General features: G+C 70.4%; 20 protein-coding genes, 2 tRNA genes and 1 pseudogene. 13 read left to right on the top strand and 10 right to left on the bottom strand.

All coding sequences use genetic code 11. The features are described from left to right. Nucleotides 1-33: 33 nt before the first annotated feature. The 3 genes from lysA to ACIQ6R_RS04115 all read right to left on the bottom strand — a co-directional run bounded on the left by lysA (nt 34) and on the right by ACIQ6R_RS04115 (nt 3,187). Nucleotides 34-1,425: a diaminopimelate decarboxylase gene (gene lysA / locus ACIQ6R_RS04125; protein ID WP_404218566.1), complete on the bottom strand. Its 1,392-nt coding sequence runs from the start codon at nt 1,423-1,425 to the stop codon at nt 34-36. Nucleotides 1,426-1,443: 18 nt separating this feature from the next. Then, on the bottom strand, nt 1,444-2,556 hold the full coding sequence (nrtL, locus tag ACIQ6R_RS04120) for an ArgS-related anticodon-binding protein NrtL (protein WP_404218564.1): 1,113 nt from the start codon (nt 2,554-2,556) through the stop codon (nt 1,444-1,446). A gap of 151 nt (nt 2,557-2,707) precedes the next feature. Continuing rightward, entirely contained in the window at nt 2,708-3,187 is a 480-nt protein-coding gene (locus tag ACIQ6R_RS04115) for a response regulator (RefSeq protein ID WP_404218562.1), read from the bottom strand. A 190-nt stretch (nt 3,188-3,377) separates the two neighbouring features. Here ACIQ6R_RS04115 and ACIQ6R_RS04110 point away from each other — a divergent pair. Further along, a tRNA-Arg gene (locus tag ACIQ6R_RS04110) sits at nt 3,378-3,449 on the top strand. Between the two features lie 259 nt (nt 3,450-3,708). On the opposite strand, the pseudogene ACIQ6R_RS04105 reads toward ACIQ6R_RS04110, so the two are convergent. Beyond that, nucleotides 3,709-4,398 (bottom strand): annotated as a pseudogene (locus ACIQ6R_RS04105) (tyrosine-type recombinase/integrase); the annotation flags it as partial. Between the two features lie 402 nt (nt 4,399-4,800). On the opposite strand from ACIQ6R_RS04105, the gene ACIQ6R_RS04100 reads away from it, so the two are divergent. Next, complete coding sequence (locus tag ACIQ6R_RS04100; RefSeq protein WP_404218560.1) at nt 4,801-6,048, top strand: hypothetical protein; 1,248 nt, start codon at nt 4,801-4,803, stop codon at nt 6,046-6,048. 381 nt (nt 6,049-6,429) lie between these two features. Here the strand turns inward: ACIQ6R_RS04100 and ACIQ6R_RS04095 are convergent, their stop codons facing one another. The 3 genes from ACIQ6R_RS04095 to ACIQ6R_RS04085 are packed head-to-tail and all read right to left on the bottom strand — an operon-like array spanning nt 6,430 to nt 7,602. Then, a complete protein-coding gene (locus tag ACIQ6R_RS04095; RefSeq protein WP_404218558.1) occupies nt 6,430-6,750 on the bottom strand; it encodes a hypothetical protein in 321 nt (106 codons plus the stop codon). Between the two features lie 4 nt (nt 6,751-6,754). Next, complete coding sequence (locus ACIQ6R_RS04090) at nt 6,755-7,075, bottom strand: hypothetical protein (RefSeq protein WP_404218556.1); 321 nt, start codon at nt 7,073-7,075, stop codon at nt 6,755-6,757. After that, a complete protein-coding gene (locus tag ACIQ6R_RS04085; protein ID WP_404218554.1) occupies nt 7,075-7,602 on the bottom strand; it encodes a bifunctional DNA primase/polymerase in 528 nt (175 codons plus the stop codon). The genes ACIQ6R_RS04090 and ACIQ6R_RS04085 overlap by 1 nt, the downstream gene beginning before the upstream one ends. A gap of 414 nt (nt 7,603-8,016) precedes the next feature. On the opposite strand from ACIQ6R_RS04085, the gene ACIQ6R_RS04080 reads away from it, so the two are divergent. Continuing rightward, complete coding sequence (locus tag ACIQ6R_RS04080) at nt 8,017-9,261, top strand: hypothetical protein (RefSeq protein ID WP_404218552.1); 1,245 nt, start codon at nt 8,017-8,019, stop codon at nt 9,259-9,261. A gap of 48 nt (nt 9,262-9,309) precedes the next feature. Here the strand turns inward: ACIQ6R_RS04080 and ACIQ6R_RS04075 are convergent, their stop codons facing one another. Further along, entirely contained in the window at nt 9,310-10,239 is a 930-nt protein-coding gene (locus tag ACIQ6R_RS04075) for a phosphotransferase enzyme family protein (RefSeq protein ID WP_404218550.1), read from the bottom strand. A gap of 108 nt (nt 10,240-10,347) precedes the next feature. Between ACIQ6R_RS04075 and ACIQ6R_RS04070 the strand changes: the two genes are divergently transcribed. Next, nucleotides 10,348-10,417 (top strand) — tRNA-OTHER (locus ACIQ6R_RS04070). Between the two features lie 118 nt (nt 10,418-10,535). Here the strand turns inward: ACIQ6R_RS04070 and ACIQ6R_RS04065 are convergent. Continuing rightward, nucleotides 10,536-11,375: a patatin-like phospholipase family protein gene (locus ACIQ6R_RS04065; RefSeq protein WP_404218548.1), complete on the bottom strand. Its 840-nt coding sequence runs from the start codon at nt 11,373-11,375 to the stop codon at nt 10,536-10,538. 118 nt (nt 11,376-11,493) lie between these two features. Next, nucleotides 11,494-13,272, bottom strand: a complete 1,779-nt coding sequence (locus ACIQ6R_RS04060) for an FAD-dependent oxidoreductase (RefSeq protein ID WP_404218546.1) — start codon at nt 13,270-13,272, stop codon at nt 11,494-11,496. Between the two features lie 265 nt (nt 13,273-13,537). Here ACIQ6R_RS04060 and ACIQ6R_RS04055 point away from each other — a divergent pair, with 265 nt between their 5' ends. The 9 genes from ACIQ6R_RS04055 (at nt 13,538) to ACIQ6R_RS04015 (ending at nt 20,992) form a co-directional block, all read left to right on the top strand. Then, on the top strand, nt 13,538-14,770 hold the full coding sequence (locus ACIQ6R_RS04055; protein WP_404218543.1) for a SchA/CurD-like domain-containing protein: 1,233 nt from the start codon (nt 13,538-13,540) through the stop codon (nt 14,768-14,770). A 181-nt stretch (nt 14,771-14,951) separates the two neighbouring features. Beyond that, nucleotides 14,952-15,419: a cupin domain-containing protein gene (locus tag ACIQ6R_RS04050; protein ID WP_404170387.1), complete on the top strand. Its 468-nt coding sequence runs from the start codon at nt 14,952-14,954 to the stop codon at nt 15,417-15,419. Further along, nucleotides 15,416-16,687 carry a beta-ketoacyl-[acyl-carrier-protein] synthase family protein gene (locus ACIQ6R_RS04045; protein WP_404170384.1) on the top strand — a complete coding sequence of 424 codons (1,272 nt, stop codon included), beginning with the start codon at nt 15,416-15,418 and terminating at the stop codon, nt 16,685-16,687. Before ACIQ6R_RS04050 ends, ACIQ6R_RS04045 begins: the two co-directional genes overlap by 4 nt. Beyond that, entirely contained in the window at nt 16,684-17,967 is a 1,284-nt protein-coding gene (locus ACIQ6R_RS04040) for a ketosynthase chain-length factor (RefSeq protein WP_404218541.1), read from the top strand. Before ACIQ6R_RS04045 ends, ACIQ6R_RS04040 begins: the two co-directional genes overlap by 4 nt. A gap of 74 nt (nt 17,968-18,041) precedes the next feature. Further along, nucleotides 18,042-18,311, top strand: coding sequence for an acyl carrier protein (locus ACIQ6R_RS04035; RefSeq protein ID WP_404170379.1), 270 nt, complete (start codon nt 18,042-18,044; stop codon nt 18,309-18,311). Between the two features lies 1 nt (nt 18,312). After that, the gene (locus ACIQ6R_RS04030) at nt 18,313-18,792 is read left to right on the top strand and encodes an SRPBCC family protein (RefSeq protein WP_404170378.1); all 480 of its coding nucleotides are present in this window, start codon (nt 18,313-18,315) and stop codon (nt 18,790-18,792) included. Nucleotides 18,793-18,917: 125 nt separating this feature from the next. Further along, entirely contained in the window at nt 18,918-19,253 is a 336-nt protein-coding gene (locus tag ACIQ6R_RS04025; RefSeq protein WP_055417864.1) for a TcmI family type II polyketide cyclase, read from the top strand. Nucleotides 19,254-19,526: 273 nt separating this feature from the next. Then, nucleotides 19,527-20,453 (top strand): DUF3152 domain-containing protein, encoded by a 927-nt coding sequence (locus ACIQ6R_RS04020; protein WP_404218538.1) that lies wholly within the window; start codon nt 19,527-19,529, stop codon nt 20,451-20,453. A 104-nt stretch (nt 20,454-20,557) separates the two neighbouring features. Beyond that, on the top strand, nt 20,558-20,992 hold the full coding sequence (locus tag ACIQ6R_RS04015) for a PPOX class F420-dependent oxidoreductase (protein WP_404218536.1): 435 nt from the start codon (nt 20,558-20,560) through the stop codon (nt 20,990-20,992). Nucleotides 20,993-21,170: the final 178 nt, after the last annotated feature.

Genomic DNA, 21,170 nt, shown 5'->3' with positions numbered 1-21,170 from the left:
CCGCCGCCCCCGACCCCGACCCCGACCCCGACCTCATCCGACGTCGAGACGCAGCAGATCCTCCTCGGTCTCCCGCCGCACGATGACCCGCGCCTCGCCGTCCCGTACGGCGACGACGGGCGGACGCGGCACGTGGTTGTAGTTGCTGGCCATGGAACGGCAGTACGCCCCGGTCGCCGGTACGGCGATGAGGTCACCGGGCGCCAGGTCGCCCGGCAGGAAGGCGTCCTTGACCACGATGTCCCCGCTCTCGCAGTGCTTGCCGACGACGCGTACGAGCATGGACTCGGCGTCGGAGGCGCGGGAGACGAGGGCGACGCTGTACTCGGCGTCGTACAGCGCGGTGCGGATGTTGTCCGACATGCCGCCGTCGACGGAGACGTACGTACGCAGCCCGTCGAGCGGCTTGACGGTGCCGACCTCGTAGAGCGTGAAGGCGGTGGGCCCGGCGATGGCGCGCCCCGGCTCGACGGAGATGCGAGGCGTACGCAGCCGCGCGCCCTCGCACTCCCGCGTCACGATCTCGGTCAGCGCCTTGGCGATCTCGTGCGGCTCACGGGGGTCGTCGTCACTCGTGTACGCGATCCCGAGCCCGCCGCCGAGGTCGATCTCGGGCAGCTCGACGCCGTGCTCGTCGCGGATGTCCTTGAGGAGCCCGACCACCCGGTGGGCGGCGACCTCGAACCCCGACATGTCGAAGATCTGCGAGCCGATGTGCGAGTGGATCCCGATGACCTCGAGCCCGTCCAGCCGGAGCGCCCGCCGCACGGCCTCCGCCGCCTGCCCGCCGGCCAGCGGAATCCCGAACTTCTGGTCCTCGTGAGCCGTGGCGATGAACTCGTGCGTGTGCGCCTCGACCCCGACGGTGATCCGGATCTGCACGCGCTGCCGGGTGCCCAGCGACTGGGCGATGTGGGCGACCCGCACGATCTCCTGGAAGGAGTCGAGCACGATCCGCCCGACCCCGGCGCGCACGGCCCGCTCGATCTCCTCCGGCGACTTGTTGTTGCCGTGGAAGGCGATGCGGTCGGCGGGCATCCCGGCGGAGAGCGCGGTGGCCAGCTCGCCCCCCGAGCACACGTCGAGGTTCAGCCCCTCCTCGTCCAGCCACCGCACGACCGCGCGCGACAGGAAGGCCTTGCCCGCGTAGAAGACGTCGGCATCCGCCCCGAAGGCGGTACGCCAGGCCCGCGCCCGGGCCCGGAAGTCGGCCTCGTCGAGGACGTACGCGGGGGTGCCGTACTCCTCGGCGAGCCGCGTGACGGCCATCCCGCCGACGGTGACGACTCCGTCGGCGTCCCGCTCGACGGTCTGGGCCCAGACCTTGGGGTCGAGGGCGTTGAGGTCGGCGGGCGGGGCGGAGTAGTGCCCCTCGGGGAGGACGTCGGCGTGACGGGGCCCGGCGGGGTGTGCGGAACGGCTCATGGCGTCTTCTGTGCTCTCTCAGAGGTGGTCGGGTGCGTCGATACCGAGGAGGGACAGGCCGCCGGCCAGCACCGCCCCGACGGCTTCGGCGAGGGCCAGCCGGGCACGGTGGGCGGCCGAGGGTTTCTCCCCGCCACGCGGCAGCACGGTCGGCAGGAAGGGCAGCGCGGCGTCGGCGACGGTGACGAGGTGCCGGGCGAGCCGGTCGGGGGCGCGGTGCTCCGCCGCGGCGGCGAGGACGCGGGGGTGGTCGGCGAGGGCGACGAGAAGATCCCGCACCGTGCCGTCCTGCGCCGTGCCGTGCTGCGCTGCACTGTCCTGCGCCGTGCCGTTTCGCGCCGTGCCGGACACGGGACCGGGTTCGGGGACGAAGCCGAGATCGGCGGCGTTGCGCGAGAGGGCGCGGGCGCGGGCGTGGGCGTACCGCACGCGGAAGAGCGGATTGCCCTCACGCTGGACGAGGTGCTCGTCGCCGATCCGGGGCCGATCGTGGGCGGCTGGGTGCAGCAGCGCCCAGCGACCGGCGTCGCGACCGAGAGGCAGCGGGTCGGCAGGGGCGGGTACGGGCCGGACGTCGACCGGCAGCTCCGCGGGCGCCGGACCGGCCGCGTCGACGCGTACGCCGAGGATGGCGGCCCACTCGGGCTCGGGCGGAGCGACACAGCTGGTGCGGACGAGGGCACCCTGCGAGCGCAGGATGCGCGCGGCGGCCTCGGCGACGACGACCGCACGAAGGTCGTGGGGGCAGTGCAGCCGCACGACACGGCCGCTCCCTGCTCCGAGCCCGTCGGCGTACCCGTACCGGGGCCCGTGCCGCAGGATCTCCGCGACGAGGTCGGCGGGCGCGGTGCCGTGGAGGCTGATGTTGAGGAACCCCGGCCCGGTGAGGACGACGTCCGTGATGCCGTCGGCATCCACCAGATACGGCCGCAGCACCTCGGCGACCCGGCGGGGCGGCTGCCCGGCCGGCCGGGCGAGCTGGAGGGCGATGCCGGTGGCGTAGTCCCCGCACCCTCCGGGCCCCGGCGGAGCGACCACGGCCCGCGCCGGAACGGTCACCTTCAGCTCACCCGCGTCGACAGCGCGACGCACCGCGTGCAGCACGGTGCGGGAGAGCTCTACGGGGGTCACGGGTCAAGCGTATGGGAGGAGGGGGGTGGGTAGGCGAACCGGTTTGTGGCAGTCCCGGGATATGGACGGAAACCGCGCGGGCGCGGGCCCACAAGGCGGACCACTCACGTGGTGGCGTCTCGTGCCGACCTCGCACCGACCACCCGGCCGACTATGCCTGAGCAGGCGATTCGCTCTCCCCGGCGAACCCGAGGACGCCGGGCCGGAAAGCCGAGGCCGACCCCGCCCCCTCGCTCCCCCCACCGACTCCGCCGTCCCTCCGCTCGACCAACTGCCGCACGAGGCCGACGAGCTCGGCGGGCTCGAAGGGCTTGGAGAGGAAGGCGTCGACCCCGGCAGCGAACCCGGCATCGACCTCGTACTGCGTACAGGCACTGACGATGGCGAGCGGAAGGTCCCGGGTACGCGGGTCGGCACGCAGCCGGGCGGCGGTTCTGAGCCCGTCCAGCCGGGGCATGACCACATCCAGCGTGACGACGTCGGGCCGCGCCTGATGGACGACATCAAGACACTCGGCACCATCGGCCGCGGTCACGACCTCGAAGCCCTCCAGCTCGAGATTGACCCTGATCAGCTGCCGGATGACCTTGTTGTCGTCCACAACAAGAACCCGGCCAGACGCCCTAGGCACAACTCGAGAGTAGGTCCGGACCGGCCACCGCGTCCGGGTTTTCCCCACTTCCACCCCGTGCGGGGGACAACGCCCCCTCGGCCGAGGGCCCGGGAGGCGGCACGACCCGCGAAAACCCGTTCATGACCACTCCGGGGGAGCTGGTAGTGTTCTACCCGTCGCCGCGAGCAACACCGACCGCGACCGACACGCCCCCGTAGCTCAGGGGATAGAGCAACGGCCTCCGGAGCCGTGTGCGCAGGTTCGAATCCTGCCGGGGGCACACTGTGCAAGTGTGCCCGAGACCCCGTCACCAGCGGAAACGCTGAGAACGGGGTCTTCGCGTATGTGCAGGCAGACGCGGCCGGAAGCAGTCGTTGGTCAGTGATCACGTTGTAATGGCGTGTTGATCTTGGAGTGCTTCGCAGCAGGTCAGCGGGTCTGCCGCAGGCTCTCGGAATGGCTCTGCGGACAGGCGGAAACCCCGGATCTCTCCGGGGCTTCCGTGGGTTGATTGTGTCGCGCGTCGGCTCCAGGCGTCCCTAGGCGTCGTCCTCCCCGAGCCCTTGCATGATCCGGTCGTTCATCTCTTGCTCCTGGCCGTCGATGCACTTGGCGTAGATCTTCAGGAGGACGTCCACCGAGTGGCCCGCGCGAGCGGCGACCTCCGGTGCCGGCACTCCCGAGTTGAGCCACTGGGAGACGCCCGCGTGTCGGAGGTCGTACGGTCGGAATGCCATGACCGAGGACACATGATGCGGGACGAGCGCCAGTTCACGGGCTTGCTTCCAGGCTCGCGAGTACGACGAGGCCGCGATCACGTTGCCCCGCTCACTGGCGAACAGCCGCCCGTCCTCCGCGGTACCGAACTCCTTCAGGTGGTCGCGGAGCAACCGCACGAGCGGCGGCGGAATCGGCACGATGCGTACCTCGCCCTGGGACCGCTGCTTCAGTCCGCGTCGGTCATGCGCCTCGCCCGAGTCGGTCCAAGCCTTACCGGCCGTGGGACGTGTCTCCGCCAGTTCGATGCGGCCCCAGCCTTTCACCGGCAGCGTGCAGTCGGAGCGGCGAAGGCCGAGCGCCTCGCCCGGCCGCATGGCCGCGTAGTACAGGCGCCCGAAGAAGGCCCGCAGGCGTCGACCGCTCGCCCGCTCGTAGCCGCCCACGTAGGTGAGCGCGGTCAGCAGTTCCCGAGCCTGCCGCGGGTTCACCACCACTCGGCGGTCAACCTCCGCACCGCATTCTCTACGTCATCAAGGCGGCTCGCTCCGCTCGCCGCGCGCTCCCCGGCTCACCGCCGGGGCCTGACGATCCTGCCTTCGGCCCGCTCTGGCCCCGGCTACGCCGGTCGCGCGGCTGGAGCGAGCACCATGGTGGGGAAGAAGTCCGCTGTGGCGGGGGCGGTCAGCTCCACGGCTTTAGCCACCTCCCCGGTTCGGGTCCCGCGTCGAGCAAGACCAGGGGGCCACTCGTTCAAATTGCGGGCAGGATCACAGCCTGCCCGAGTTGCCGACCAGCGTACGGCCCCCTGATCATGCTCGACCCCAAACCGGGCAGGCCACCGGCCAAAGCCGCTCCGCCGACCTTGTCGGAACCGCCAGCGTGAACAACGGCCTTGGCTATAGCCTTACGCCATGTCGTCGCCTAACCTTCGCGTTGCTCATGTGTTCGTGGCCGGCGGGCTTCCCACGATCACGTACAACCCTCGGTCCACAAGGAACCTTGAAGAGGAACTGCGGGACTACCTTGACGAGGGTTTCAAGATCCTTTCCGTGTCCGGGCCAACCAAAACTGGAAAGACAGTGCTGGTTCGCAACGTGATACCTGAGTCGGATGCGTTCTGGCTCTCCGGTGGATCGATCACGTCAATCAACGACTTCTGGGAAACGCTCGCAGATAAGCTCGACCTATTTACGGATGTCGAGCATTCGACTGACGTAAAGGATGAAGAGTGGAGGACGCGACAAGGCGGCTTCGGCTTGGGCGGACTGAAGGGAATGTTCGAACGTAAAGAAATTGTTGGCGATACCAAGGGGAGTAAATTTACCCGCTCTCGCCACGTTTCCAATCAGGTACGCGAGGCCATCAACGGCCTGCTGGAGCCGATCGTAATCGACGACTTCCACTACATTCCCCAAGAAGTGCAGCTAGAGATCGTCAGGGCAATTAAGGACCTCGTCTTTAACGGGCTTCGCGTCATTGTCATCGCAGTCCCCCACCGGGCCTACGACGTGGTTCGCGTTGAGAAGGAAATGACGGGGCGAGTACAACAGGTCGAGGTCGGATTCTGGTCCGAAGAAGAACTTCTCGGGATCGCTCGCCAGGGATTCGCCGCCCTAGACTTCAAGGACAAGGGTTTTGAACTCAGCGATCGCCTGGCGCGCGAAAGTTTCGCAAGCCCTCATTTGATGCAGGACTTCTGCCTCCAGCTATGCAAAAAGAATGGGTTTCGCGACAAACAAGATCACCCTGTTGAACTCGCAGCGCCCGAGTGGAACGAATTCTTCAGTCAGCGATCTTCAATGACTTCCAAGACAGCCTTTGACTTGCTTGCCAGAGGCCCACGGCAGCGAACCGACAGGCAAGCTCGGAAGCTCAAGAGTGGACTCGAAAAAGACATCTACGGAGTGATCCTAGAGGCGATCTCGCACACTGGCCCCAAGGTCGCACTCACATATGAAGAGATCCGGGCTGCCATTCGCGAAATCCTTGCAAGCGACATCCCTCAACGAGGCCAGGTGATTCGAGTCCTCGAAGCCATGTCGAAGATCGCCAAGAAAGACCTTGAGGGCGAACCTGTCGTCGACTTCGATAAGGAACTCGCCACCCTTTACATCTCCGACCCCTACTTCGCCTTCTTCCTGCGATGGGGGAGCCGCTAGCACGTGGGGAACGCTCAGCGGTTCCCCACGGCAGCCTTCTCGTACCGAGTAGCAGACCGCGCCTCCGTGTCACTGTCGACAGACATTGACGGTCAACGAGGCGATGAGGGAGTCACGCGGAGCGCCCCGGGCACGGCTGGTCAGCGGTCCATTGGGTACTGGAAAGCTGGTGATTCCCAAGCTGATGTCACCCATCGGTCTGCCGTTCGTCCGGGCTGCGGCGCTGGGGCGCCGGTCCCAGCCGAGCGGCAGACCGACCATGTGGTTCGGATAGCGATGGGCCCCATACGGCACCAGTCGTAGAAGATTGCCGTATAGGGCCCAGAACTGTTAATCGCGGGAGCACGCTCAGACCACGGTCAACTATGTTCAGGGAGCGGATCAGGCCGCAGGTGTCTCCCGGCGAGTGGTCGGAGGCGTTCCGGCACCCACGCCACGCAACTCTGCTTGCAGTCCTGCCGCGATCAGGCCCGCGAGCAATTCGGCCGCTTCAGGCCGGACGGTCCCGAGGTGCACCAGTCCGTCACCGGCGACGTTCACGTCCGCCACCAGGCCGGGGAAGTCGGAGTCGAGCCCGAGGAGCACAAGCTGATCGGCCAGGGCGCCGGCACCTCGCCGGGCTGTGTTCCAACCGCGGACGTAGGGCACGTCAGGAGCTAAGTTCTCCGCTCGCTTGGCCACCACTCCTCGCCGATCGGTCATCGTGTCAGTTCCTTTCCTTGGGTTCTTGGACGGTGGTTGGGGCAAGGTCGATGCCGGTGCGGTCTCTGCCGAATCCGTTCGCCAACGCCAGGCGAAGGAGTTCCGCGAGGCGTTCGGCCGTCTCAGGGGACACCCGGCCCAGCTCGACGAGGCCGTGTCCGAAAGCGTTCAACTCGGCGCGCAGGTAGGGTAAGTCCCGTTCCAGGCCCGCGCGGACGAGGGCGTCCCGCAAGGCGGTGGTCGCGTTTCGGGCCGCGTACCAGCCGTCACTGTCGAGGGGCGACCACGCGGCAGCGTCGCGGCCGTCGGTCGGCTCGTTCGGCATCAGCGGTCCGTCTCCTCGGGAAGGGCAGCGACAGCCTCGTACGGGGTCGGGTACATCTCGTCGAAGCGATCGATCCTGGCGAGGAGTTCTCCAGACGCAACCAACGCGGTTGCGAGAGCGACCGGGCGCAGGGGGTTTGTCTCCGGTCGGCGCGTGGGGGCGCGGAGCCACTGGTAGCGGTCGTCGGACAGAGGAGTGGGGCCGGGTACGACGACCGCACTGCCGTCGCCGAGGTAGCGGAACGGCGGTGGAGACGACGTTTCCCGTCCGAGGTAGAACGTGAAGGTCTCGCGGCTGTCCGAGCCGAGGAAGAAGCCGACCCGTTGGGCCTTGCGATCGGCGACCGATGGCCCGAAAGGCATTCCGCTGCGCTGGAGACGGTCGAACATCTCCAGCCCGAGACGCTCTTCCACGCTCAGCACGTCGAAGAGGCGGCCGGTCGGCACCAGACTGGGCCTGCGGGGATCGTCCGCCCAGATCTCCCGGCGCAGGGCCGGGTCGTCCGTGGCTTCGGACAGCCATTCCATGCCGCGCCTGGTCATCCTTTGCACGTCGTCTCACCCTCAGTCGGAGTACCTTGCGGCCCGATGCCGCCGTGCTTCCAGACTCATGGCCCGGTACGTGGCCTGGGCAGATGACGAGGGGTGACGGGGGATGACACATCCACACACGTCACGTCATCCCCCGTCAGGTCGGCAGGTGCAAACGATCTCCGATTACTGCCTGCAAGAAGCGATCACCAGCGCGTACATTCGGTCGGACAGGCCGAGTTGCCACGCCGGCGCATGCGCACGGGAGTGAAGGGTCACGTCTCCATGAAGCCGACCAGTGTCCGCTTACGAGAGGCTCGCACCAGTCGGGGCTGGAGCCAGCCGCGGCTGGTCAGGGAACTGCGTCGAGTAGCCGGGCAACGTGGGCATCAGTTGCCATCGGACACCAGCGTGAAGCGCCGCATTGCCAGTTGGGAGAACGGCCACAGCTCGCCGGACGACTTCTATGGTCCCCTGCTCTGCGATGTCTTCGCGGTGGGTGCGGCGGAGCTGGGTCTGAGTGTCGGAGAAGCGAAGGACGCTCCTGTACTCGACGCTGCGTATCCCGCCAGCCCGGACGACGCCATTCAGACGGTCAGCCAACTGTGGCGTGCGGATCTCAACCAGTACGATCCTCTGATCTCGGCGGAGCCGTCCGAACCGGCGTGGAACGAGGCTTCCTTGCGGTGGCTGGTCGCGCCGGAGCCGGGCATCCCTCGCCCACGCACCGAGGGAACACGGGTCGGTCTCCGTGACGTGACCGCCGTCAAGACCACAGCCGACATGTTCGCTCAGCTCGACGACCAGTTCGGCGGAGACCACGCGCGGCACTCGGTGATCCAGTACCTCAGCAACGACGTGGCGCCACTGCTGCGCGGCCGGTACACCGAGCAGGTAGGCCGAGCCCTCTTCTCCACCGTCGCGGAAGCCACCCTGCTGGCTGGTTGGATGTCGTACGACGCCTGTCACCATGGGCTCGCCCAGCGGTATTTTCTCCAGGCACTCCGACTCGCCCAGGACGCCAACGACCGCCGGTTGGCGGGCAGCATCCTGTCAGCGATGAGTCATCAGGCGACGTTTCTGGGCCGGTACACCCAGGCCGCCACTCTCGCCCGTGCGGCGCTCATGGGCATTTCCGCCGTGGCCACGCCGACGTTGCGGGCTCAGTTCCATGCGATGGAAGCCCGCGCCCTCGCCCGTACCGGCGATGTCGCCGCCTGCGAGGCTTCGCTGAGCGCTGCGACCAGGGCCCTTGAGAGCCGGAACAGCGGAGACGAGCCGGAATGGATCAGCTACTTCGACGCGGCAGAGCTTGCCGCGGAGGCCGCCCACTGCTTCCGTGATGTCAACAGGGCTCGCCATGCGGTAACCCATGCCGAGAACGCGATGAGCGGCAGCCACGTGCGCAGCGACTTCTTCGCAACCATGGTCCTCGCCGACGCCCACCTACGAGCCGGGGACGTCGAAGAGGCGTGCCGCGTGGCCCTCGATGCGCTCGACATGGGGGAACAGCTCAAGTCGGCCCGGTGCGTCAGCTATCTCGCCGAGTTCGGGCAGAACCTCTCCCGGGTGGAAAGCACAGCCACCCAGGACTTCCACGAGGTAGCAGCGGAGCACCGGCTGTGGCAGGCGACGGGCAGAGTGGCCAGCGCCTGAAGAGACGCTGGACAGCAGGCAGGCAGTCACCCGGACCGGCAACGCCCCTCAGAAGGGCCGCCAGTCCTTCCGACTTCCGCCCGTCCGTAGAGCGCGCAGACGCCGGCCGAACTCATCCGCGGAGCGCTCACTGGTAGCGACCTGGTGGCCGAGCCACGCCACCATCATCAGCTCTCGCAGGTCGGCCAAGATCTCGTAGCCAGGCCAGTTCATCAGGTCGAAGCCGTACCGGTGGACGAACTCCGCGTACTCCGCTTTCGAGTGCCAGCCGTAGCGGTCGTAGTAGAGCGCCGTCAGGATCAGGTCCCACTCGCGTGGGGCGAGTGTGAGGCCATCCAGGTCGATGAAGACCGCGTGGCCGTCCCGGTGGCGAAGGACGTTCCCGATGTTGGCGTCTCCGTGGATCATCCCGAAGGGGAGAACGAAGTCCAGTCGGTCGTAATCCTTGGCGAGCCGAGCCGCTCGCGACTCCAGGAACTCGCGGTCCTCCCCCGCGATGCCGTCCAGTCCTTCGAGGGACGCCGTCAGCTTGGCCAGCGGATCGAAATCCGGCAGGCCGAGGGACTCCGGCTCTTCGAGCCAGTGAAGGCGGCGCAGCAGGTCGGCCAGCTCGCCGACGGTGGCGTACTGCTCGTTCTCCTGGACGCTCTCCCAGAAGGTCACCACTCGGCCGCTGACGACTAGCGGCTGAGCAACACGCGCCGGCACGCGCGTGGCCGGGAAGCTCTCCGTCTCGAGCCAGCGTGCCACCTTCACCGCCCGGTCCATCTCCGCGCGAACCGCCGGATCACGTGCGATACGCACGATGACGCGTGACGAGGGCAGGCGGTACACCGCGTTCGACCCCAGGCGCAGCAACTCGGCTTCACTAGAGTCGAGTCCGGCCGACGAGCAGGCCTCTCGAAGGACGGGGGCCAGTGTCTCCGCGGTGAACTCCGCGCTGTTGCCGCCCGCTCCCCCGCTGCTGCCCGAGATCATGCTTCGACGATACGGCCCGGACCCACCGCCTGACAGGCCGCCCACGTAATAGAGGCGTGATGATCTTGCTCGGGCTTCAACTGAAAGGAGGCTCCCCCGCAGGTCAGCGCTCCCGTCACCCCTCGTGCTCGCCTGGCCTCCGGAGCCGTGTGCGCAGGTTCGAATCCTGCCGGGGGCACCCTGTATGAGGTGCCCAAAGACCCCGTCAGCAGCGGAAACGCTGAGGCCGGGGTCTTCGCGTATGTGCCGGTGTGTGCCTGCCCCGGTGCGGGTTGCAGTTCACCGGTCGGGGCGTTTCAGGCGTGCCAGGCCGTCCTGATGTGGTCCGCATGTGCCGTGCCCTGCCGTAGTCCCTCCCGGGCCGCGCCCGGGATGCGGCCGGCGTCCAGGGGGTTGCGGCCGAAGGCGCGGCGGGCCTGGCGGTCGGGGGTCAGGAGGGTGGCTCGGGTGCCGTTCGCGGTGAGGGTGCGCACCTGGGTCACCGCGCTCGGGCTCGCGCCCGCCGCCTTGGGGATGGGCGCCAGTACGACGACCCGCGCGCAGTCGTCGACCAGGTCGGCGTTGGTCGTGGAGCGTACGCCGCCGTCCATCCAGCGGCCCTTGCCGATGGTGATCGGGGGGAAGAGGGGTGGCAGTGCGCAGGTGGCCGACATGGCGTGCAGCAGGTCGACGTCGCTGTCGGCGGTGAAGGCCGTCGGTTCGCCGGTGAGGGCGTCGACGGCGAAGAGGCGTACGGGTTTTCGAGGCCATGTGTGGGTCGGGAGCTGAGGGCCTATGGCTTCGAAGACCTCGGTCTCCGGGACGTCGCGCACGGTGAGGGCCAGTCGGCCGATGCGTTTGACCACCGTCCTCGGATCGCGTGAACCCAGTGCGGCCCAGAGGTACTTGACCGTCATCGCCAGGGTGAAGTCCACGTCCAGCATGGCCCGTTTGCGCTCCACCTGCTCCGCGTACAGGTCGGCCGGGGCCGACCCGTTGGCCAGCTCCAGCGCCAGCAGTGAGCCCGCCGACGTGCCGGCGAGGACGTCGGCGTCGCCGAGGTCCACTCCGGCGTCGGCCAGTCCCGCCAGTACGCCGATCTGCCACGCGTAGGCGGTCAGGCCTCCTCCGCCCAGCACCAGCGCCTTGTCCGCCATGCTCGCCCCTCCCTGGCAACCAGTAACGGGGACCACTCCCCGGTTCGTCGTAGCGAGACGCTAGCAGGTAAGCGGGGAGTGGTCCACGTTTGGTGGTGGGTCGGGTGGGGCTGTCATGTCACGTTCGTGCCAGGACCGTCCTCACGACTTGGCGCAGCATCGACTCCGGGTCCGGGGCCGGGCCCGGGGAGCGCCACGCCACGAAGCCGTCGGGGCGGACCAGGACCGCGCCGCCGCGGGTCACTCCGTGAGCCCTCGCCCAGTCGGTGTCGTCGTCGGCCGGGGTCAGGTCGGCCTCCGGTGTCCCGCCTACGCGGTACGACTTCAGCGGGACCCGCATGTCGGCCGCGAGGTGCGTCGCCGCCTCGTGCCAACCGGTGGGCTGTGCCGCGTCGCTGAGCAGGACCAGGGAGTCCTCGTAGAGGTCCAGGGTGGAGACGGCGCGAGCGGCGTCGTCACCGGCCCGGCGGAGCCAGAGGTGAGGGGCCCGGCTGCCGGGGGCGCCCGTGAGGTCCAGGCTCTCCGGTACGACCGGCGCTCCTGGGTCGGCGCCGACGACCGCGCCCTGGGGGTAGCGGTAGCCGAGGGCGACGTTGAGGATGCCGCGCTGCGGGCCGCCGCCTCCGGGGGCGCCGGCACCAGGAGTGTCACCAGCGGGAGCGCCGCCACCAAGAGCGCCGCCGCGGCCTCGGCGCGGGCCGCCGAATTCGCCGCCGGGCCCCGGGGGTGGTGCGAAGCCCGGGTGGCTGTGTTCCACCGAGCGGGCCGCGGCTCGGGCGCTGGTGGCCTCCGCGACCGGGCGGCGTTCTGTGTCGTAGGTGTCCAGGAGGCCGTCGCCCGCCCAGCCCTCCAGCACCGCGGCGAGTTTCCAGGCGAGGTTGTGGGCGTCCTGGATGCCGGTGTTGGAGCCGAAGGCGCCGGTGGGGGACATCTCGTGGGCCGAGTCGCCGGCCAGGAGGACGCGGCCGGAGCGGTAGCTGCGGGCGACGCGCTGGGCGGCGTGCCAGGGGGCCCTGCCGGTGATCTCGATGTCGAGGTCCGGGTCGCCGATCGCGCGGCGGATGTGGGCGACGCACCGCTCGTCGGTGAAGTCCTCGACGGTTTCGCCCTGTTCGGGGTGCCAGGGGGCGTGGAAGACCCAGTTCTCGCGGTTGTCCACGGGGAGGAGGGCACCGTCCGCGTCCTCGCTGGTCAGGTAGCAGACGATGAAGCGGCGGTCGCCCACGACGTCGGCGAGGCGCCGGGAGCGGAAGGTGATGCTGATGTTGTGGAAGAGGTCGCCGGGGCCGCTCTGACCGATGCCGAGTTGCTCGCGGACGGGGCTGCGGGGGCCGTCGGCCGCGACCAGGTAGTCCGCGCGGATGGTGGTGTGCTCGCCGGTCTCCCGGCTCTTGACGATGGCCGTGACGCCGTCGGTGTCGGCCTCGAAGGAGAGCAGTTCGGTGCCGAAGCGCAGGTCGCCGCCGAGGTCGGTGGCGTGGGTGAGGAGCTCGGGTTCCAGGTCGTTCTGGCTGCACAGGCACCAGGAGCTGGGGCTGAAGCGGGCCAGTCCGCCTCCCGCGTCGATCTGCTTGAACAGCCACTCCCCCGCGTCGCCGACCAGTGTGGGCGTCTGCAGGATGCCGTGGTTGTCGGCCAGGGTGGCGGCGGCCCTGCGGATGTCCGGCTCGGTGCCGGCCACCCGGAAGATCTCCATCGTGCGGACGTTGTTGCCTCGCCCGCGGGGGTGGATGGAGGTGCCGGCGTGGCGCTCCACCAGGGTGTGCCGGACGCCCAGCCGGCCCAGGAACACCGAGGTGGACAGGCCCACCAGGGATCCGCCGACGATGAGGACCGGGACGCGGTGGGTCCCGCCCCCGGGGGCGGCTGCGCCGGACCGGTCGGCTCTTTCGTTCATTGTCGTTCGTCCTCCGTATGTCGGGCCGGCGTCGCGTGACTCGCCCCGCGGCAGGTGTGCGCCGGGCCTTCATGCATGCCCCGTGCGGCCCGCCGAGGCCCGCGGCGGCTCAGGCTTCACCCGCTTAACCCTCCTGGTTCGCGGTCCCCGCGGGCACGGCTCACGATCGTGCTTACGCGACCGTCGCAACCCCGCCGGCCTGGCGCGCGCCGCGACGATCGCCCCCCAGTCCACGAGGAAGATCCCCGGAGAAGAGGTGGGCCGGATGACGGTCTCTCCCGTCGTAGCGACGGATGCCGTGTCGGCGGATGCCCTGGCCACGGACGCGACGGACACCGCGGCGGCGTCGGCCGCCGTGTCCACGGACGCGGGCGGCGTGTCGATATCCGCGTTCGACGGATCCCGTGTGCGGGTCGTCCTGATGCTGGATGTCCACGACGGAATGCAGCAGGAGTTCCTGGACGCCTACGAGCGCATCCGCGACCGGGTCGCCGCCGTACCGGGACACGTCAGCGATCAGCTGTGCCAGTCCCTGGAGAACCCCACCCAGTGGCTCCTCACCAGTGAGTGGGAAAGCGCGGCGCCCTTTCTGGCCTGGGTCAACAGCGACGAGCACCTGGACACCGTCGAGCCCTTGCAGGACTGCGTCCGCGACACCCGGTCCCTGCGCTACAGCGTCCTCCGGGAGACCGCCGGCGAACCCGCCTCTTCCGCGTCGCCCGCCGAGCCGCTGCGGTCCGCTCCCCGGATCGGGAGCAACGTCGTACGCCACGCCCTGACCTTCACCGTACGGCCCGGCAGCGAGGACGAGGTCGCCCGGCTGCTGTCCGACTACGCGTCGCCGGAGGCCCGTGTCGACGACTCCACGCGGCTGTTGCGCACCTCTCTCTTCCTGCACGGCAACCGGGTCGTACGCGCTGTCGAGGTGCGGGGCGACCTTCAGGCCGCGCTGCGCCACGTCGCCCGGCAGCCCGGGGTGCGGGCCGTCGAGGAGGCGCTGAACCCGTATCTGGAGCAGGACCGGGACCTTCGGGACCCGCACTCCGCCCGGCGGTTCTTCACCCGGGCCGCCATGCCCGCCGTCCACCACGCGACGTCCCGCGGGCAGGCCGACGCGCGCACACAGCGACTCGCGCTGCTCTACCCGGTGCGGACCGGCGCCGGCCCGGAACTGGCCCGGCTGCTGGCCCGCCAGGACGCGTCCGCCACGCACGCCGCGGACAGTCCGGTCCTCGCCGCCACCGTCTTCCACCGCGACGACCTCGTCGTACGGCTCGTCGACGTGGCCGGTGACCCGGACGACGCACCGGCGTTCGTGCTGGGCCTCCAGGTGTCCGCCGACGCCTCCGGAGCCGCCGGGGTCGCCGTGGCCGTGCGGCTGCTGGACGCCGCCGCCCTCGGGGTCGAGGGGCCGCTGACGGATGCCCGGGCGCTGTCGCAGCTGCTCGCGCGGGCCCGTATGACGCCCCTGACCGACCGGCGCTCGCCCGCCTCCTGACCCACGCGACCACGGACCCGCACCACACACCCGAAGCACCCCGAAGCACACGGAAACACCCCGAAGCACACGGCCGAACCGAGCGGCCTGCCGGGCCCGACGCCGTGCCCGACGCCGTGCCCCCGGTCCGCGCGGGTCTCCCGATCTCCCCACCGCCTCCCGTCACCCCGGAGTGAAAGACATGACAGACCAGCAGGTACGCATCGTCTCCCTCGGCGACATCGCGCCGAACCGCCGCCGTGGCGGAGACCTCCGCGCGCTTCTCACGCCCACCACCGCCGGGTCGACCAGTGGCTTCATGGGCGTGGCCATCGTGCAGCCCGGCGACCGTATCGCCGAGCACTACCACCCGTACTCCGAGGAGTTCGTGTACGTCACCGAGGGCGGCCTCGAGGTGGATCTGGACGGGGTGCCGCACTCCCTCGCCACCGGGCAGGGGCTGCTGATCCCGCAGGACATGCGCCACCGCTTCCGCAACGTCGGTGACGTCGAGGCGCGCCTCGTCTTCCACCTGGGGCCGCTGGCCCCGCGGCCGGAGCTCGGCCACGTCGACACCGAGGACGCGGCGGGCAACGCCCTCCCCCAGGGTGACCACGCGGGATGCGCCGGGCACGAGCGCACCGCCACGGCGGCCGAGGCGGTGTCATGACCCGGCGACGGGTGGCCGTCACGGGCATAGGCGTCGTCGCCCCGGGCGGGATCGGCGTGCCTCAGTTCTGGGGCCTGCTGTCCGACGGCCGTACGGCGACGCGCCGCATCTCCCTGTTCGACCCGGCCGGGCTGCGTTCGCAGATCGCCGCCGAGTGCGACTTCGAGCCGCTGGAGCACGGGCTGGACCTCGCCACGGTCCAGCGCAGTGACCGGTACGTGCAGTTCGCGCTCGTCGCCGCCGCCGAGGCGGTACGGGACGCGAACCTCGACATGGCGCGGGAGGACCCCTGGCGGGCCGGCGCCACGCTCGGCACGGCGGTCGGCGGCACCACCCGGCTGGAGCGCGACTACGTTCTCGTCAGCGAGCGCGGCTCGCGGTGGGACGTGGACGACCGGCGCGCCGAGCCGCACCTGGAGCGCGCCTTCACCCCGGCGACGCTGTCGTCGGCCGTGGCCGAGGAGTTCGGCGTGCACGGGCCGGTGCAGACGGTGTCCACCGGGTGCACGTCCGGTCTGGACGCGGTGGGGTACGCCTACCACGCCGTCGCCGAGGGACGCGTCGACGTGTGCCTGGCGGGCGCGGCGGACTCGCCGATATCGCCGATCACCATGGCCTGCTTCGACGCGATCAAGGCGACCTCGCCCAACAACGATGACCCCGCGCACGCCTCCCGCCCCTTCGACGCCGACCGCAACGGCTTCGTCATGGGCGAGGGCGCCGCGGTGCTGGTCCTGGAGGACCTGGAGCACGCCCGGGCCCGTGGCGCGGACGTGTACTGCGAGATCTCCGGCTACGCGACGTTCGGCAACGCGTACCACATGACCGGGCTCACCAAGGAGGGCCTGGAGATGGCGCGGGCCATCGACACCGCGCTCGACATGGCGGAGCTGGACGGTTCCGCCATCGACTACGTGAACGCCCACGGCTCCGGCACCCAGCAGAACGACCGGCACGAGACCGCGGCCGTCAAACGCTCGCTGGGCGAGCACGCCTATGCGACCCCGATGAGCTCGATCAAGTCCATGGTCGGCCACTCGCTCGGTGCGATCGGCTCGATAGAGCTGGCCGCGTGCGTGCTGGCGATGGCCCACCAGGTGGTGCCGCCCACGGCCAACTACACGACCCCCGACCCCGAGTGCGATCTGGACTACGTGCCGCGCGAGGCACGGGAGCGGACGCTGCGGCACGTGCTGTCGGTGGGCAGCGGCTTCGGCGGATTCCAGTCCGCCGTCGTACTGAGCGGTTCCGAAGGAGGGCTGCGATGAGCGGGCCACACCGGGCCAGGCACCGTCGACAGGACGGTGGCAGGCGTGCCGTCGTCACCGGACTGGGCGTGGTGTCCCCGCACGGGATCGGGGTCGAGGCGTTCTGGAAGGCGGCCGCGGACGGCACCAGCAGCCTCGGGCCCGTCACCCGGGAGGGCTGCGAGCACATGCCCTTGCGGATCGCGGGCGAGGTGCGCGGCTTCGACGCGGCCGAGACGGTCGAGGGGCGTTACCTCGTCCAGACCGACCGGTTCACGCACTTTGCCCTGACCGCCACCCAGCTTGCCTTGGACGACGCCCGTTTCGGCCGCGCCGACGTCGAGTCGCCGTACTCGGTCGGTGTGGTCACCGCCGCGGGCTCGGGCGGTGGCGAGTTCGGGCAGCGGGAGCTGCAGAACCTGTGGGGCCAGGGGTCGCGGCACGTCGGCCCGTACCAGTCGATCGCCTGGTTCTACGCGGCCAGCACCGGCCAGATCTCCATCCGCAACGACTTCAAGGGCCCCTGCGGGGTCGTCGCCGCCGACGAGGCGGGCGGCCTGGACGCCCTGGCGCATGCCGCGCTGGCCGTACGGAACGGCACCGACACGGTGGTCTGCGGCGCGACGGAGGCGCCGCTCGCCCCGTACTCGATCGTCTGCCAGCTGGGCTACCCGGAGCTGAGCCGGGCCACCGAAGCCGACCGCGCCTACCGCCCGTTCACCGGCGCGGCCTGCGGGTTCGCGCCGGCCGAGGGCGGTGCCGTACTCGTGGTGGAGGAGGCGGAGGCGGCCCGGGACCGCGGGGCGGAGGTGCGGGCGACGGTGGCCGGGCACGCGGCGACCTTCACCGGCCCGTCCCGCTGGGCGGAGTCCCGTCAGGGGCTGGCCCACGCGATCGAGGGCGCGCTGGCCGAGGCGGGCTGCCGGCCCGAGGAGGTCGACGTGGTGTTCGCGGACGCCCTCGGCGTCCCGGAGGCCGACCGGGCCGAGGCCCTGGCCCTCGCCGACGCGCTCGGACCGCACGCGCGGCGCGTGCCGGTGACCGCGCCCAAGACCGGCACCGGGCGGGCGTACTGCGCGGCGCCGGTGCTGGACGTGGCGACGGCGGTGCTGGCCATGGAGCACGGGCTGATCCCGCCCACCCCGCACGTGATCGACGTGTGCCACGACCTGGACGTGGTGGCCGGCCGGGCCCGCCCCGCCGAGCCGCGCACGGCCCTGATCCTCGGCCGCGGCCTCATGGGCTCCAACTCGGCGCTCGTCCTGCGGCAGGGCGACGCCGCACCGCCCGCGGACCGATGACCGACCCGACCCACGCCGACCCCGACCGAGCGCCGCTTCCGGGCGAGCGCCGACCCGAGTCAAGGAGGACACCCATGACCGACCAACTGGACTACCAGGTGACCGTCGAAGAGCTGGCCGCGCTGATGAAGCGCACCGCCGGCGTGCACGTCGACCCGGTCACCCTCCAGCAGCAGGCCGACGAGGGCTTCGACACGTTCGGCCTGGACTCCCTCGGCCTGCTGGGCATCGTGGCCGAGCTGGAGAAGCGCTACGGGCTGGGCCTGCCGGAGCAGGCCGAGCGCTGCAAGACGCCCGCGGATTTCCTCGCGCTGATCAACGGCGCCCTGAAGACGGGAGTGTGACATGGCAGGCCACACCGACAACGAGATCAGCATCGCCGCGCCGATGGAGCTGGTCTGGGACATGACCAACGACATCGACAACTGGCCCCGGCTGTTCAGCGAGTACGCCTCCGTGGACGTGCTCGACCGCGACGGCGACCGCGTCACGTTCCGGCTCACCATGCACCCGGACGCGGACGGCAAGGTGTGGAGCTGGGTCTCCGAGCGCGTCGCCGACCCGACGACCCGCACCGTGCGCGCCCACCGGGTCGAGACCGGCCCCTTCCAGTACATGAACATCGTCTGGGAGTACGCCGAGACCGCCGACGGCACGCGGATGCGCTGGATCCAGGACTTCGCGATGAAGCCGGACGCGCCCGTGGACGACGCCTGGATGACGGACAACATCAACCGCAACTCGCGTACGCAGATGGCCCTGATCCGGGACCGGATCGAGCAGGCCGCGGGCGAGCGCCGGACCGCCTCGGTGCTCGCCGACTGACACCGCGGGCCGACGGACACCGCGGACCGAACGGCACCGCGGACCGAACGGCACCGCAGGCCGAACGACAACGCGGGCCGAACGACAACGCCGGACCGAACGACACCCACGGAGGGCAGCTCCCCATGCACCACACCCTGATCGTCGCCCGGATGGCACCGGGCGCGGCGCCGGACATCGCGAAGGTGTTCGCCGAGTCCGACAGCGGCGAGCTGCCGCACCTGGTGGGCGTCAACCGGCGCAGTCTCTTCGAGTTCGGTGACGGCGTGTACCTGCACCTCATCGAGAGCGACGAGGACCCGGCCCCCACCATCGGCAGGCTGACCGGGCATCCGGAGTTCCGCCAGGTCAGCGAGCGGCTCGAACCGTACGTCTCGGCGTACGACCCGGCGACCTGGCGCGGTCCGAAGGACGCGATGGCGCGCTGCTTCTACCGCTGGGAGCGGACCGCCGCCGGCTGACGGCCCGTCGTCTCCCCCACCGCGTCGGGGCCGCCCAACGAAAGCTGGGCGGCCCCGACGCGGGTGTGCGGGTACGACAGGCCTGCGGCTCGCGGCTCGCGGACAGTCAAGGGCGCCGAAGGGTTGTACACCAGTAACCGAACGCCTGCGTGAGAAGCCCCACGTGGGGTCCTGTGACGTTCTCGCACGTCCTTCCGCTTTGATCTTGGGGGCACAAAAGCACACAGGAACCCACTGTGCGCGCCCCGCCGACCAGCAGAGAGGACGCACGTCGTGGGCCGATCCACAGCCCGCCGGTCCAGCCGGAGAGCCGTGCCGGACGGTGCCGGACGCAGGTCCCGCGCCCGGAGACGGAGCCGCCGGGGTCCCGCCCGCGTCGTCCTGGTCGGTCTGACCTTCGGGGCCGTACTGCTCGCGGCGGGCGCCGCCGTCGCGTACTGGCGGGACGCCCGGCCCCCGGTGACGGACGACCAGGTGGCCGATGTCGCCGACGCCCTGGACGCCGCCGAGGGCACGGCCGGCCCCGGCGCCGCCGGCGGGACGCCGTCCGTGTCGCCGAGCCCTTCCGCGTCGCCGTCGGCGAAGGCCTCGCCTTCGCCTTCGTCCTCTCCCTCTCCCTCCACCATCGCCATTCCGGCGACCGGCCCCGGTACCTTCGTCACCGCCGAGGCCGACGGCACGACCGTGGGCACCGGCAGTCGCGTACGCCGGTACAAGGTCCTGGTCGAGGAGGGCATCGACATCCGGCCGAGCGCCGCCGCCGCCGAGATATCCGACGTGCTCGCCGACCGCCGCGGCTGGACCACGGACGGGACCAACTCCTTCCGGCTGGTCAGCTCGGGGTCGTACGACTTCGTGGTGAAGATCGCCACGCCGGGCACCGTCGACGAGATCTGCGGCGCCTACGGCCTGCGTACCCGGGGCGAGGTGAACTGCGCGGTCGGCACGGACGTCGTGGTGAACCTGAAGCGCTGGGTCCTGGGCTCCCCGGAGTTCGACGGCCCGATCGGCGACTACCGGGCGCTGATCGTCAACCACGAGGTCGGCCACCGCATCGGCCACGGCCACGAGACCTGCCCCGGCCCCGGGCTGCCGGCCCCGGCGATGATGCAGCAGATCAAGGGTCTCAAGGGGTGCGTCGCCAACGCCTGGCCCTACGACCGCGACGGCGAGTACCTGGGCGGGCCCTCGGTCTCCTGAGCACTCGGTCGGGGCTCCCGAGAGCCCTCGGACGAGCACCCGGCGGGAAGGTTCGGCGGACGGTTCGCGGGACAGCCGGCGGGGCCAGGGGTGATGATCGGCCCATGACCACCACTCCGCGTTTCGACCCCCGTGCCCTGCTGGCGGAGAGCCGGCTCGGCGTACTCGCGACGATCAAGTCGGACGGCCGCCCGCAGCTCTCCCCCGTCATGCCCGCCTACGACCCGGAGGCCGACGTCATCCGCGTCTCGACCCGCGAGGGACTGGCCAAGACGGCGAACCTGCGCCGGGACCCGCGGGCCACTCTGGAGGTGACCGCCCCGGACGGCAGGTCCTGGGCCACCGCCGAGGGCGTCGCGACCCTCACCGGGCCGGGCGTCGACCCGAACGGACCGGAGGTCGAGGCGCTGGTGGAGTACTACCGCGCCGCCGCCGGGGAGCACCCGGACTGGGACGAGTACCGGACGACGATGGTGTCCGACCGCCGGGTGCTGCTCACGATGACGGTGGAGCGCGTGTACGGGGCCGACATCGGCTGAACGGGCGCGGTGGGGCGGGCCGCGAGATTTGTGCCCCCGCGGTGATAGATCCGCCCGCCGTTTCCGTACCTCCTGGTGAACGAGTACGAGTCGAGACAACGAGTACGTGTCGAGACGTCGCGTACGTGCCGAGATATCGAGTACGTGTCGAGACGTCGAGTACGTGTCGAGACGCCGA

Origin of the sequence: Streptomyces sp. NPDC096048 (assembly GCF_044763415.1) — a bacterium.
GTDB lineage: Bacteria > Actinomycetota > Actinomycetes > Streptomycetales > Streptomycetaceae > Streptomyces.
The sequence above is the reverse complement of the archived record's forward strand: the minus strand, read 5'-3'. Positions and strand labels throughout refer to the sequence as shown.